General features: G+C 43.6%; 9 protein-coding genes. 3 read left to right on the top strand and 6 right to left on the bottom strand.

The annotated features are described in order from the left end of the window. Positions 1-32 precede the first annotated feature (32 nt). The 3 genes from MHB79_RS05470 (at position 33) to MHB79_RS05460 (ending at position 6,269) form a co-directional block, all read left to right on the top strand. Entirely contained in the window at positions 33-1,874 is a 1,842-nt protein-coding gene (locus tag MHB79_RS05470) for a bifunctional homocysteine S-methyltransferase/methylenetetrahydrofolate reductase (RefSeq protein WP_137054802.1), read from the top strand. Beyond that, positions 1,858-5,286, top strand: coding sequence for a methionine synthase (metH, locus tag MHB79_RS05465; protein ID WP_340989245.1), 3,429 nt, complete (start codon positions 1,858-1,860; stop codon positions 5,284-5,286). The genes MHB79_RS05470 and metH overlap by 17 nt, the downstream gene beginning before the upstream one ends. Positions 5,287-5,411: 125 nt before the next feature. Then, complete coding sequence (locus tag MHB79_RS05460; protein ID WP_339161728.1) at positions 5,412-6,269, top strand: GNAT family N-acetyltransferase; 858 nt, start codon at positions 5,412-5,414, stop codon at positions 6,267-6,269. 42 nt (positions 6,270-6,311) lie between these two features. Here the strand turns inward: MHB79_RS05460 and MHB79_RS05455 are convergent, their stop codons facing one another. From MHB79_RS05455 to MHB79_RS05430, 6 genes are read right to left on the bottom strand one after another with little or no spacing between them, the layout of a single operon-like run. Continuing rightward, entirely contained in the window at positions 6,312-8,126 is a 1,815-nt protein-coding gene (locus MHB79_RS05455) for an IucA/IucC family protein (protein WP_340989243.1), read from the bottom strand. 13 nt (positions 8,127-8,139) lie between these two features. Further along, positions 8,140-9,489 (bottom strand): lysine N(6)-hydroxylase/L-ornithine N(5)-oxygenase family protein, encoded by a 1,350-nt coding sequence (locus MHB79_RS05450; protein ID WP_340989242.1) that lies wholly within the window; start codon positions 9,487-9,489, stop codon positions 8,140-8,142. Continuing rightward, a complete protein-coding gene (locus tag MHB79_RS05445; protein ID WP_253622742.1) occupies positions 9,464-10,018 on the bottom strand; it encodes a GNAT family N-acetyltransferase in 555 nt (184 codons plus the stop codon). Before MHB79_RS05445 ends, MHB79_RS05450 begins: the two co-directional genes overlap by 26 nt. Beyond that, the gene (locus MHB79_RS05440; protein ID WP_340989239.1) at positions 10,015-11,796 is read right to left on the bottom strand and encodes an IucA/IucC family protein; all 1,782 of its coding nucleotides are present in this window, start codon (positions 11,794-11,796) and stop codon (positions 10,015-10,017) included. Before MHB79_RS05440 ends, MHB79_RS05445 begins: the two co-directional genes overlap by 4 nt. Next, positions 11,793-13,289 carry a pyridoxal phosphate-dependent decarboxylase family protein gene (locus MHB79_RS05435; protein ID WP_106035937.1) on the bottom strand — a complete coding sequence of 499 codons (1,497 nt, stop codon included), beginning with the start codon at positions 13,287-13,289 and terminating at the stop codon, positions 11,793-11,795. The genes MHB79_RS05440 and MHB79_RS05435 overlap by 4 nt, the downstream gene beginning before the upstream one ends. Then, the gene (locus MHB79_RS05430; protein ID WP_113386925.1) at positions 13,276-14,622 is read right to left on the bottom strand and encodes an aspartate aminotransferase family protein; all 1,347 of its coding nucleotides are present in this window, start codon (positions 14,620-14,622) and stop codon (positions 13,276-13,278) included. Before MHB79_RS05430 ends, MHB79_RS05435 begins: the two co-directional genes overlap by 14 nt. Between the last annotated feature and the right edge of the window lie 107 nt (positions 14,623-14,729).

Below are 14,729 nucleotides of genomic sequence, written 5' to 3'. Positions count from 1 at the left end.
TTTTTTGTTACATAAAAATAAGGAGGAAACCAATGGGCCTATTACAAGACTTACAAAACCGCGTACTGATTGCTGACGGTGCAATGGGAACACTTTTATACTCTTACGGCATTGACCGCTGCTTTGAAGAATTAAATTTATCGAAAGAAGATGAAGTAAGGCGCGTGCACGAAGCATATGTGCAGGCTGGTGCGGACATCATTCAAACAAATACGTACGGCGCAAATTATATTAAACTATCCCGCTACGGCTTAGAGGAAGAAACAAAGCGCATCAATACAAAGGCGGTACAAATCGCAAAAGCAGCCGCCGGCTCTGCTTATGTCCTTGGAACGATCGGCGGCATTCGAACGTTTAACAAAAATGCCTATACAATTGAAGAAATTAAACGAAGCTTTAGAGAGCAGCTGTACATTCTATTAAATGAGCAGCCCGATGGATTATTGCTAGAAACGTATTATGACATGGAAGAAGCGAAGGCCGTTCTCCAAATTGCACGAAAAGAAACGACTCTCCCGATTGTCATGAACGTCTCCATGCATGAACAAGGTGTGTTGCAGGATGGAACACCGCTCAAGGATGGTTTATCTGAATTGTCCTCTCTTGGTGCAGACGTCGTTGGCATCAACTGCCGGCTTGGCCCTTATCATATGATTCAGGCACTCGAAGGCGTTCCAATTTTAGAAAATTCCCATTTATCAGTCTATCCCAACAGCAGTCTCCCCTCTCTTGAAGAAGGCAGACTCGTCTATGATACAGATAACGATTATTTTCGAAAAAGTGCACTTGAATTTAGAAATCAAGGCGCACGTATTATCGGCGGTTGCTGCGGAACAACGCCTCAGCATATTCACGCAATGGCTGAAGCGGTCAAGGATTTAGCCCCGATCACTGAAAAAGAAGTGAAAGTATTAAAAGAAGAAGTCATTTCGATTCAAGATCAGCGGACTGAACCAGGTCTTGATGAGCTCGCTACGAAAAAACGGACGATTATTGTAGAGCTTGATCCGCCGAAGAAGCTGAACTTCGAAAAATTCCTCGTCGCGGCAAATGAGTTAAAGAATGCAGGCATTGATGCCTTGACATTAGCCGATAATTCTCTTGCGACCCCGCGCATTAGCAATGTGGCTTGCGGGGCATTATTGAAACAGCAGCTTGATATGCGTTCACTCGTCCATATCACGTGCCGTGATCGTAATTTGATTGGGCTTCAGTCCCATTTGATGGGTCTCGACACCCTTGGTTTAACTGATATTTTAGCCATTACAGGCGACCCTTCTAAGATTGGAGATTTTCCAGGTGCAACGTCGGTTTATGATTTAACCTCCTTTGATTTGATTCGGCTGATTAAGCAGTTTAACGAAGGCCTTTCTTTCTCAGGGAAGCCGCTTGGCAAAAAGACTAATTTTTCAGTAGCTGGCGCGTTTAATCCAAATGTTCGTCACATTGATAAAGCGGTCAAACGTCTTGAGAAAAAAATCGAATACGGTGCTGATTATTTTATTTCACAGCCTGTTTATTCTGAGGAACAGCTTGTGAAAATTCATGAGGAGAGCCGTCATTTAGATAAGCCGATTTATATTGGCGTTATGCCGTTAACAAGCAGCCGAAATGCGGAGTTTATTCATCATGAAATTCCAGGCATCAAATTATCTGATTCCATTCGTGACATTATGGCCAAGGCTGGTGAGGATAAAGAGAAGCAGCGAGCAGAAGGCTTAGCGATTGCCCGCTCTTTATTAGATACAGCCTGCGAATTGTTTAACGGCATTTATTTAATTACCCCTTTCCTTCGATCAGACTTAACAGCAGAACTAACCACCTACATTCATCAGAAAGAAAAGGAGTCAAACACCCATGTCAACTATCACTGAACAGCTTAAGAAACGCATCCTCGTCCTTGATGGTGCAATGGGGACCATGATTCAAAATGCCAATCTCACAGCAGAAGACTTTGGCGGAGAAGAGTATGAGGGCTGTAACGAGTATTTGAATGTGACAGCCCCTCACATCATCCGCGCGATTCATAGAGAATACCTTGAGGCAAGCGCCGACCTCATTGAAACGAATACGTTCGGGGCTACAAAGCTCGTCCTTGACGAATACGGGCTTGGCCACCTTGCCTATGAACTCAATGTACGGGCTGCCCAGCTGGCAAAGGACGAAGCTGACCGTTTCTCCACGCCGGAGCAGCCTCGATTTGTTGTTGGCGCGATGGGTCCCACTACGAAAACATTATCTGTGACAGGCGGCACAACCTTCGATGAGCTCGTCAAAAACTATGAAGAGCAGGCCCGCGCCTTGATTGATGGCAAATGTGATGCCCTTCTTTTAGAAACAAGTCAAGACATGCTGAATGTAAAAGCTGGGTTCAAAGGCATTCAGGAAGCCTTCCAGCAGACAGGTATTGAGTTGCCTCTCATGGTATCAGGTACGATTGAACCGATGGGCACTACCCTCGCTGGTCAGGATATTGAAGCCTTTTATATCTCTCTTGAGCATATGAAACCAATGAGTGTCGGCCTGAACTGTGCGACGGGTCCTGAATTCATGACAGACCATATCCGCACGCTCTCCTCCATCGCCAAGTCAGCGGTTAGCTGCTATCCAAATGCTGGTCTACCAGATGAAGAAGGTAAATATCATGAATCCCCTGCTTCACTTGCTAAAAAAATTTCCGCCTTTGCCAAGGAAGGCTGGTTAAATATTGTTGGCGGCTGCTGCGGAACAACACCTGCACATATACAGGCATTGTCAGATGAAGTACGAACGATTCAGCCGCGTCACATTGCGCATGAATCGTCTCAGCATACCGTCTCAGGAATTGAGCCCCTGATATATGAGGAGTCAATGCGCCCTCTTTTTGTAGGAGAACGAACCAACGTGATTGGTTCACGCAAATTCAAACGACTCATTGCGGAACAAAAGTTTGAAGAAGCGTCAGAAGTTGCTCGTGCACAGGTAAAAAACGGTGCTCACGTGATTGATGTGTGTCTCGCTGATCCAGACCGCGATGAGGCGGCAGACATGGAAGGTTTTTTACAAGAGGCTATGAAAAAAGTCAAAGCCCCATTTGTCATTGATTCAACGGATAAACACGTGATCGAAAAAGCGCTCACATATTCCCAAGGGAAAGCCATCATCAATTCCATTAACCTTGAGGATGGCGAAGAACGCTTCGAAGAAATTCTTCCACTTGTGAAGCTATACGGCGGTGCACTTGTTGTCGGCACGATCGATGAAACAGGGATGGCTGTAACAGCAGAACGAAAGCTGGAGATTGCGGTACGCTCTCATGATCTATTAACGAAGAAATATGGCATTCCCGCAAGTGACATCATTTTTGATCCACTTGTCTTTCCAGTAGGCACTGGAGACGAGCAGTATATTGGCGCTGCCGAAGAAACGATCAAAGGCATCAAAATGATCAAGGAAAACCTGCCTGAGTGCTTGACGATTTTAGGCATCAGCAACGTGTCTTTTGGACTCCCACCTCTTGGGAGAGAAATCTTGAATGCCGTCTACTTGTATCACTGCGTCCAAGCAGGACTTGATTACGCCATCGTGAATACAGAAAAGCTTGAACGCTTCGCTTCCATTCCAAAGGAAGAAATTAAGCTGGCTGAAACACTGCTCTATGAAACAAATGATCAAACCCTTGCTGAATTTACCCAATTTTACCGAGGCAAAAAGAAAACGGAGAAAAAACCAAAGGTCTCCTTATCACTTGATGAAAGGCTAGCACTCTACGTCGTCGAAGGAACAAAAGAAGGACTTATCGATGATTTATCCCTGGCTCTAGAGCAATTTGAATCACCACTTCATATCATCAATGGTCCGTTAATGCAGGGAATGGCTGAGGTTGGACGTCTTTTCAATCAAAACGAACTGATTGTGGCGGAAGTGCTTCAATCAGCAGAGGTCATGAAGGCATCTGTATCGTATCTCGAGCAATATATGGAAAAGCAGCATGCAAACGGAAAAGGTAAGATTCTACTTGCCACTGTAAAAGGAGATGTCCATGATATTGGAAAAAACCTTGTCGACATCATTTTGAGTAATAACGGCTTTCAAGTGGTCGACCTCGGCATCAAGGTGACACCGCAAACATTGATCGAAGCTGTGCAAAAGGAAAAGCCAGATATGATTGGATTATCAGGATTGCTTGTGAAGTCAGCCCAGCAAATGGTACTCACCGCTCAGGATTTACAAAAGGCGAATATTTCCGTGCCCATTTTGGTCGGTGGCGCTGCACTTTCTCGGAAATTTACGAAAATGAAGATTTCGCCTCATTATGACGGACCGGTTCTTTACGCAAAAGATGCGATGGACGGCTTATCTTTAGCCAATGAGTTAAAAGCAAATCCTCTTCAGTTTCAAATAAAGCCCGACGAAGAGTCTGTGGCACCTGTCAAAGAGAAAGAAACAAAGCAGCCACAAGCTGTCATTGAATTACTAGAAAAACGTGCGGCACTCCCTGAGGCACCTATTTTCACACCAGAAAATACGGCACGTCATTATGTAAGAGACATCGATCTGCATCACATTATGCCTTATGTGAATGAACAAATGCTCATTGGCCACCACCTTGGATTAAAAGGAAAGGTGAAAAAGCTGTTGGCCGAACAGCATCCAAAAGCATTGGAATTAAAGCAGCTTGTCACAGATCTTCTAAACGAAGGCAGAGAGAAAAACTGGTTTGCGCCTGCATTTGCCTATCAATTTTATCCTGCCAGTTCAAACGGAAATGATCTGCATATTTATGATCCCAAAGCGCCTGACCGTATCATTGAAACATTCCAATTTCCAAGACAGGAGAAGCTTCCGTACCGCTCCATTTCTGATTATGTGCGGGGAAGCGGTGAAAAGGAGAAAGATTATATTGCCTTATTTGCCGTCACAGCCGGAGCGCGTATACGTGAAGTCGCGCAGCACTTTAAGCAAGAAGGAGATTATTTAAAAATGCATGCAGTTCAAGCTCTTGCGCTTGAGCTTGCAGAAGGATTAGCCGAAAGAACCCACCAAGTGATTCGTGACAAATGGGGCTTCCCTGACCCAGTCGATTTCACAATGGAAAAACGATTCCAAGCGAAATATCAAGGGCAGCGCTATTCCTTTGGTTATCCCGCCTGTCCAAATCTTGAAGACCAAGAAAAGCTGTTCAAGCTGCTTCAGCCTGAAAAAATCGGCATCCATCTAACAGAAGGATTTATGATGGAACCTGAAGCATCTGTTTCAGCGATCGTCGTTTCTCATCCTGAAGCTCGATATTTTAATGTTCATTAATGCAGAACCTCCGAAATTGGAGGTTCTTTTTTGCTGGGAAACTTAGATAAACTTCAATTTTTACACTATACCTTCTTATGGTACGATACACATAGATGAATTCAGCTAAGAAGGAGTTGCGCGTCATGACAAACGTTGTTCAACGAGCATTAACACTCGATGACATACCAGATCTTATCGCATTGTCTCAAGAGGTAGACTGGCCTGATTACAATGCGGAAGAGCTCACATCTCTTTTAACAAATGGATATTTCACAGGTTTTTCAACAGCGGATGGACAAGTCATCTCATGTGCAGGACTTTTCCAATATGATCGAATGGCGTCAATTGGTGCTGTCATTGTATCTGAGACACATCGCGGCTTAGGTCTTGCAAGGAAAATGATTGACACCCTGCTAGATCAATGTGATCAAAGCATTCCTCTCGTTTTAACCGCTACTGTCCAAGGGCGGCCAGTTTACGAAAAAATCGGGTTTCACACGGCTGGTTACATTACGACTTACAAAGCGCAAAACCCAAACCCAGAAGCGCTTCGTGTGTCAGATGACATCCACCTGTCTCCTGCCGATGAATCGCACCTTCCGTGTATTGAAGCACTAGATGAAAAAGGCGCGGGCACAAATCGATCAAGCTTTTTAAAAAACCGGATGAACCGGGCAGCGCAGCGTATCATTGCAAAGAATGAACATCACGACACAACGGGCTTTGCGTTCGGCGTTGAAACACCTGCCAATTTAATGATTGGTCCGCTTGCTGCAAATGATGAACTTACAGCTCTCTCGCTGATCCGTTCGCTCATTTCGTCTTATTCGGGTCCAATTCGTTTAGATATGCAGGAGGAAACAGCTGAGCGCCTCCATGAATCACTTGTTGAAGCAGGTTTTACGAAAACAAACAAAGCGCATTTTATGATGATTCGTGGAAAAGAAAAGCTGAACGATCCCGCTCTTCTTTATTTCCTTGCCTCTCAAGCATTTTCGTAATATATAAAAAGCTGTAGACACTTGATGTCTACAGCTTTTCTATTATTTCTCGCCGATGGACGAAAGAACATGCGCGAGTGCATTTGTGACCTTTCCATGCTCTGATGCATGCGGGCGGTCATCTCCGTCTCCATACCCATAATCAATCATTCGATTACGATTTAAGCACAGCTTTGTCAGCTTCGGCTGGAATAGATCAAATAGGTCAAAACGGTCCTTCAGCTGTGGGAATTGCTTTTGATACTGCTGAATTTCTTCGGCAAGCAAGCGCCAAAGTGTCACTTCATCTAATAGCTGATGGTTCTCTAACACGTTTGATACGTAACGCAGGTTACAAATAAACAATCCTGTAAAGATAAACTGCACTAAGCCTTCCGGCGGCTCACTCCGCAGCACTTCTTTTAAATCGTCTCCTAGAGAAGCCAATTCAGGCAGCGGCTGATCACTAATGTTCACATCGTCGACGAAATCTTTGATCGCCAAACGATGAGGCTGATGATCTTTTAACACAAGAATCGTATTTTGTCCGTGCGGTGAAAAGACGGTGCCGTATTGATACATAAAGTGCAATAGCGGCGGCATCACCACATGGAAAAATTTCGCCATCCACTCTTTTGCTGAGAGACCTGATTTTTCAATCAGCTGTTTCACATATGGCTCACCTTCATGATCCTCATAGGTGAGTGCCGCAAGTGTAACAGGGGTCTCTCCTTCATCTAAGTACGAGTAAATGCTTTCTCTAAAAATCACACCGAGCATTTCAAGATATTGATACGGCGCACCAGGCAGTTTGCTATAGTAAGGATGATCGACATTAATACTTGCATTCTCACCAGGTAATATCACGCGGCAGACATCAGATAAAAATGAATCTTGATCCGCGATCCCTTTAATATGCGCTGTAATGCGAGGGGCAATGACTGTCCGTTCTGACGGAAGTCCTCGGTACACGAGTGTATTTAAAATGCTCATTGGCAGTTTAATATGATGCTTGCCTTTATTTGAGATGTTCGTAAAGGTTCTGATCGACTGCTGCGGGATATATTGATCCAGTCCCTCTCCTACATACACAATCCGGCGCAACGCCAAATCTTCTGGGAAATGCTGAATAATCATATGTGTCCACTGCCATTTATGAACAGGCATCAAATAATAATCAGCTGCAATCAATCCTTCATCCTTTAGCACGCGGTGAAATTGACGGATCGTGACTTCATCTAACTCTTTGGCAATTACCTGCTCATAGTTTTCATGATCGACTGCATGGAATGTCGCAAGGTCCCGGTGAACAGCAATCCAAGACAGCTGCACACTTTCTTGCCTTTCAGGTGCATAGGCTAGGTAGTCATCATAACTGAACCCAATGCGTCCTTTGTTATACACAATCCAAGGATGGCCTGTCATTTCTCCTTCAATCCATGCATAATCAGTATCTGTCAGTTCATCCGCACGAAGTGCTTTTTTCGACAGCAAATGTACATCTGCTAACAAGGTGTGATGAAGCTCTTTTATAAGGTGTCCTGTTGTGTCAGAAGACATTGGAATGAGCGGCTGAATGTCTAGTAAAAACACAATGGCACTGACATCCTTTGACCATTTTCCGTCTTGACAGCACTCGATTGATTCAGCAATTGTATCAAAACTATCAAACAAACGAGGTTTTGCAAGATAGCGATATTTCTTATGTTCGTGAATGATTAATTCATACTGAGCAATGCCATCCTTTTGATCTAGCTGCACGGGATGAAGCATATCCTCATACATGTATTCAGACAGCATTTTTGCCACCATTCGCTGGTTTGCCTTTTTCCAAGCAGCCGGATTCACCGCTTTTTTCAATTCATCTTGTACACTCATCGCTTCATCCTCCTTAACCTTTGATTTCTTCAAATGTGTTGACGTTCTTATGTGTACCAAATGTCTGGAAGACGTGCTTTTGATAAAGTGGATACACGGTTTGACGAGCAAGTTCATTGATAATCACACTGTTTCGGTAAGCGCCAAGACCTAAATCTGGAGCGCCAACGCCATGTGTATGAAGCTCTGCATTTTGGACAAAAATATCATTTTCACCCATTGTATTCGTTTTTAAGCGATATTCACGTTCGATTTGGAACCGTCCTTGATCGTCCCATTGAATGTGATGAGAAATTGGATTGATAAACGGGGGCAGTACCGATTGATAGCCCGTCGCCAGTACGACAATATCTGTCTCGTGGGTAAAGGTGTCCTCTTTGACCCATTGCGTGCATGAAAGGGACAAGGTGCGAGCTGTTTCCTCAATCAAGTTGACCTCCGTCATTGCTTGAAGCACTGTGTTCAACTGCTCTCCGCAGGCAGAACGTTCATAAAGCAAATGATAAATATCACGGATCATTGCAGAGCTGATGCCCTTATACAGCAAGTCTTGCTGCTTTAACAACGCATCCTTTTTTGTTTGCGGAAGCTCATAAAAGAAATCAATATAATCTGGAGAGAAATATTCAAGACCAAGGTTTGAATATTCCATTGGGAAAAATCCTTTAGAGCGTGTGAACCAGTGAATATCCTTCGCCTCATCATCTGATAAAATATCATAGAACACTTCTGCCGCACTTTGACCAGAGCCGATCACTGTCACAGATTTCCCTTTGAAACAGCCTTCTTTCTTTCGTTTTAAATAGTCAGCAGAATGAAAAACTTTCTCTCCTAAAGCTGGCTGGAGCGACGCTGGTATCGCCGGCTGTGTACCAATTCCTAAGACGAGATGCTTACTTTCAAACACCTCTACCGTTTGGTCTTTCACATGACGCACATGCACTTCATATCGCTTTTCTCCTGCTTTCTCGATCAATGAGACAGATTCGACGTTCATGCCAAATCGGCAAGAGTCTAACTGGTCTGCGACCCAGCGGCAATAATGACTATATTCCTTGCGCGGGATATGAAAATCCTCTAGAAAGTAAAATGAATACAAACGGTTTTGTTCCTGTAAATAGTTGAGAAAGCTATATTTACTTTTCACATCTGCCATACTGACAAGGTCCGCTAAAAAGGGAACTTGCAGTGTCGTCCCCTCAATGAGCATCCCTGGGTGCCAATGAAAAGCTTCACTTCTTTCAAAAAACAAAGCGTCAATTTCATTTACCTCTTCAGATAATGCGGCAAGTCCTAAGTTAAACGGACCAATGCCGATCCCTATTACATCCACTACATTATTTTGCTTGTTGAACCGCGTCATGGTTATACTTCCTTTCGAATCTTTCTCGATCACAAAACATTAAAAGACCTGTTTTATCGGGTAAATTGACTGGTTTTACACGTTCAAATCCGCATTTTTCAAATACATGGATCATTTTTTCATTGCGAATATCCGGCTCAGCGACGACTTTTTCTGTTCGTTTATTCTGCTCAAATTGAAATGCTGTCATGGCCTGGAGCAGCGGAGTAGCAAAACCTTTTCCTACATAATCCGGCTCCCCTATTAATAGATGGATTCCTTGATCATGCGGAGAAGGCTGATAGTAAGATTCAATGACATCACCTTTGACGTTGTACGCCTCAAAATAACTCATGGGTGTCCCATCAATTGTACCTAAATAAAGGGTTTGATGCGGATCATGAATCGCCTGATAAAAATGCTTTTCAAAAGCAGGAAACGGAATATTCAAATGCCAAAATGGGTGAACATACTCCTCTTGCATCCACTTGTGGACAAGCCGGACATCTCTTTCATATTCAGCGCGAATAAACTTAATACGATCCCTCATCCAATCAGCGCCTCCTTATGTAAAAAGAGCGGATTCAAGACAGCTGTGTAACGAGACTGTGTTTCCAGAGATCCTGTCAGTTCATCCATATCTTCAAACCGTGTCAGCAAATTCGCTTTTGAAGGCAGTTCTTTTGAGCGCAGAAGGCTGTTTGTCAGCTCAGATGCACCGTATGTTTCCTCATGAGCGAGCAATGTGTCTCTCACAAGGGCGAGCAAGTCTTCTTCTTTCGCCAGACCTTCTGTACCAAAGCCGTTAATGAGACCAAATAAATGATTAAAGAAGAAATAATAACGCAGTCTCTCAACAGCTACCTCATCTGCACAAATCGTTTCACTTCTCACGCTCAGGTTTTGGACAAGATTTGCGAGTTTATCCTTTTTCGATTCACTATAGTAGTAGCCTTGGTTGTCACGATAATAGAAGGTGTGCGGGTAACCACCCTTCATTTGCACAACAGCGTTTTGCTGATGGGCTTCCAGTGCAAGACCATACGTTTCAAACAGCCAGAGCATCGGTTCTAACGAAATAGTTAAATATTGCTTAAACCAATCTTGGCTCACAGCCTCCAGTGATCGGCCTTCTGCGTCTGCAAGGTCATGAATGATCCCTGCTAATCGCGATTTTCCACCATACGCATGATCCTGACATAATCCAGCAATTAAGCTTGCCCCTTTTTCACGATGTAAAAATGGATTTTGACGAATGACTACTTCAAAGCCAGATTCCGCCTCTTCTCCTTGAATGGATAAATAGGCGGGATCTTCAATGACCCGGAATCCAGAAAATTTATCGTATAAAGAAACGCCTAATTCTGTTTTTAAAATGCGCGACATCTCTACACCGCGATCCAGTTCCTTTTGTTTATTAACACGTAAGGAGTTTGTAATTTTCACAGGAACAGAGAATTTGAGCATGTAAGCAGAATCCTTTTGATAGACGGTTCTGAAGGATGAGGTCGCTGTGTATTCAGAACCGATCGGTCCTAAATAAGTGAGTTTCCCTTCCTCTATATAACGGTTCACAAATGCCTTCTCCATGACCACTTTGACTTGCAGCGGGTGAATCGGAATGAGCACATATTCTCCGTTTTCTACTAACGTATTCAGTCTCTCTTTTTCTGCTGGTACCTGGCGCAAGAGCTCCTCTAGCATGAGGCTTGCCGCAGACTGTGTAATTGACGAATCCTGAAGCACAATCGAATGATGCGCTTTAAAGTAATGAAGATGGAAAGCCCCTTTCAGCTCAGGAGAATAGATCGCTTCCTCCTCCTCTGTCATTCCTTGTCTGCTTTTTGGGGTAGGATGCGTTAAATGACCAAGGAGAAGTGACTGCTCAGCCTCGATATACTCAAAATCGGCTTCAGAAAGAGCGGCTCGATCACTTTCTCGCTCCTTTAAGAACCGTTCAATATTTCGGCAGCTTAAAATGATGCGAAGCATGAATTCATCCTCTGCATCTGTACGGCCATATTCAATGAGAAGCTCCTTTGAACATAAAGCAACAAGTGTCGTGTAATCGACGATTGCGCCCTCTTGTTCACTGCCTTGCGGGCGAAAGCGAATCGGAAAATCAAAGAGATGGCGGCCAACAGATGAAACATATCGGATCGGAATCACAAGCTCTAGATCTTGTTTTGCTAGTTTTGCGATGAAGACAAGCGAGCCATCTGCTCTCGTCTCTTTTTTTGCAGATCGATCGATTCCTGTTTCGCGTAAAAAACAGTTTAAAAAGCTTTGCATGGTTGCATTTTCAGCCATTTGTTTATATTGACTCAACGTAGTACCCTCCCGGATTGAATATGAGCGATCCCGATATCAACGATGTCAGAAAGGATTTCCTCAATATGTGTGATTGTCGTTCTCGGATTTAACAAAGTGAATTTTAAGCATGTTCGGTCATTCACCACTGTTTTCGCAATGACAGCAGTTCCTGTTTTGAATAATGTCCGATGAATGATTTTATTGATGTCATCTGTTTGATCGTCATCCTTAAATCGGAACACAACTGCATTGATTTCTGGCTCAGGATTGATCACTTCAAGGTCATCATTTCTCTCAATAAGCGCGGCCACATCCTTTGCAAAATGAATGGTATGGTCAATGATTTCTCCAAAGCCTTCTTCTCCAATTAAACGAAGAGAAAGAAGTAATTTCAGAGCATCAAACCGGCGCGTCGTTTGGACAGATTTATTGACGAGATGTAGAATACCATCGAGCTCGTCTTCCTTTGGATTAAGATAATCGGCATGATAATTGATCAAACCAAAATGTCTTTTATCCTTTAGCAAAAATGCCCCGCAGGATATCGGCTGATAAAATTGTTTATGAAAGTCAATCGTGATTGAATCAGCAAGCTCAATACCGTCTAATTTCTTACGGTAGGTTTCGCTTAATACAAGTGCTCCGCCGTAGGCAGCATCCGCGTGAATCCACAGACCGTATGGCTTGACGAGGTCATATACCTCTCGAACTGGATCAATACTGCCAAAATCCGTTGTCCCGCAAGTCGCTACTACCGCAAAAGGCAGCAAGTTCTGCTCCTTCAACTCAGCCAGCTTCTTTTTCAAATCATTGAGGTCCATTCGATGATGCTCATCTGTCTCGACTAGTACGACTGCCTGCTCTCCTAAACCTAACTGGGAGGCAGATTTTTTCACAGTGAAGTGAGCATTCTTCGAGCAAAGGATTCTCATGCGGTGAGATTCACTTGGTAAGCCTTTCTGCTGAACATTCCACTGCCATGTGTTTTCACAAAAGGCATCTCTCGCTAGAAGCAGCCCCATGTAGTTAGATTGGGTTCCACCGCTTGTAAATGTCCCATCTGCTAGGCCGCCATAAGAAAATTTCGCACATAGCCACTTGAGAATTTCTTCCTCAACCAAAGAAGCAATACCGCTTTGATCAAAGGAATCCATTGATTGGTTAAAGGAACTTACCATCACCTCTGCGGCAAGTGCAGGAATAAGCGGTGGACAATGCAGATGTGCCAAGCATTTAGGATGCGATACATCAATCAAATGCGGCAAAAGATGTTCTTTTATATCTTGAAAGACGGATTCAATGGATTCACCAGACGGTTGAAATCGGAATAGCGATTCGACACTATCCGCTAATTTCCCAGGCAATATTCCACTGTATGGTCCTGTGTCTTTTTGCCATTGATCCAGTAAGCTGTCGATAGATGTATGAAGAGCCGCTTGGAAGGACTCTCTTCCAAGCTGGCTTTGATTGATAAATAATGAATCCACTGAAGCCTTAGTTGATTGCATCGTACACGGCCTCTTTAAAAATAGCGATGACTTTTTCAAGCTGTTCTTCTGTCATAATGAGTGGTGGCAAGAATCGAATAACACTTCCGAAACGGCCTCCTGTCTCCACAATTAAGCCTTTGTCGAAGCAATTCTTTTGAATAAGACTGGCCAGCTCTGGATTCGCTGGATAGCTTCCGTCCACATCCTGTTTCTCATTTGGACCTACTACTTCAACGCCAATCATTAAGCCTCTCCCTCGAACATCACCGAGAGCAGGGACTTGTTTTTGGATGTCTTTTAGATGCGCCTGCATACGATCTCCTAACTGTTCTACATGATCAAGCAGGTTGGTTTCTTTGATAAATTTAAGCGTAGCAGTTCCAGCAGCCATCGCCATTTGATTCCCTCTAAATGTCCCGATGTGTGCACCTGGATTCCATTGATCTAAATCTTGATCATAAATCACAACTGAAAGCGGCAGGCTTCCACCAATGGCTTTTGACAGCACAATAACGTCAGGTACAATTCCTGCATGTTCAAAGGCAAACATCTTCCCTGTTCGGCCGATGCCTGATTGAACCTCATCAATAATGAGCGGAATCCCTTTTTCTTTTGTGATTCTTCTCATTTCTTTCATCCATTCAATCGATGCTGGAATGGAGCCCCCCTCGCCCTGCACTGCTTCAAAGATCATACCTGCTGGCGGAAGAATACCACTTTCAGGATCATTTAATACGCGCTCAATATACGAACTTGAAATGCGGTGCGAATTCTTCCCACCAATTCCAAATGGGCAGCGATATTCATATGGGTAAGGCATAAAATGAACATCAGGTATTAACCCTTGCACTCTTTCCTTTGGAGATAAATTCCCGCTTAATGACATCGTGGCATGTGTCGCACCGTGATACGCACCATGGAAAGATAGAATGCTTCGATTCCCTGTCGCTGTTTTGACTAATTTAATTGCTGCTTCTATGGCGTCACCACCAGTTGGTCCACAAAATTGAATTTTGGCTCTTTTTGCAAACTCTTCTGGCAAGTGAGAAAAAATTTCATTCACAAATTCTTCTTTAATTTCTGAGGTTATGTCCAGCGTATGCAACGGTCTTTTTTCATGAAGCATACGTTCAATTGCATCTATAACAACTGGATGATTGTGACCAAGTGCAAGTGTTCCTGCGCCTGCCAGGCAGTCATAAAACTCTCTGCCATCCGCATCTGTCACGATCATACCCTCGGCTTTTTGCATGGCTAATGGGAACCGTCTCGGATAAGACCTTGCATTCGATTCTCTTTGACTTTGCTGCTCTAAAAATTGCTGATTTTTAGAAACGGTTTTGATGGACATAATAAAACACTCCTCCAATTGATAAAGATTATCATTTTCATTTACTAGCCTAGAGGATGTGAGATATGAAAGTCAATTGTATTCAAAAAGATGATTCTAAAAGCATA

The sequence above is a fragment of the Bacillus sp. FSL M7-0558 genome (assembly GCF_038003245.1).
Classification (GTDB): Bacteria; Bacillota; Bacilli; order Bacillales; family Bacillaceae; genus Bacillus; species Bacillus pumilus.
Note: the sequence above shows the minus strand (reverse complement) of the source record. Positions and strands in the feature narration are given on the sequence as shown.

Coding starts and splice junctions, on each gene's coding strand:
- MHB79_RS05445 (WP_253622742.1), bottom strand. CDS start 10,018: ATGAGGGATCGTATTAAGTTTATTCGCGCTGAATATGAAAGAGATGTC.
- MHB79_RS05435 (WP_106035937.1), bottom strand. CDS start 13,289: ATGCAATCAACTAAGGCTTCAGTGGATTCATTATTTATCAATCAAAGC.
- MHB79_RS05470 (WP_137054802.1), top strand. CDS start 33: ATGGGCCTATTACAAGACTTACAAAACCGCGTACTGATTGCTGACGGT.
- MHB79_RS05430 (WP_113386925.1), bottom strand. CDS start 14,622: ATGTCCATCAAAACCGTTTCTAAAAATCAGCAATTTTTAGAGCAGCAA.
- MHB79_RS05460 (WP_339161728.1), top strand. CDS start 5,412: ATGACAAACGTTGTTCAACGAGCATTAACACTCGATGACATACCAGAT.
- metH (WP_340989245.1), top strand. CDS start 1,858: ATGTCAACTATCACTGAACAGCTTAAGAAACGCATCCTCGTCCTTGAT.
- MHB79_RS05455 (WP_340989243.1), bottom strand. CDS start 8,126: ATGAGTGTACAAGATGAATTGAAAAAAGCGGTGAATCCGGCTGCTTGG.
- MHB79_RS05450 (WP_340989242.1), bottom strand. CDS start 9,489: ATGACGCGGTTCAACAAGCAAAATAATGTAGTGGATGTAATAGGGATC.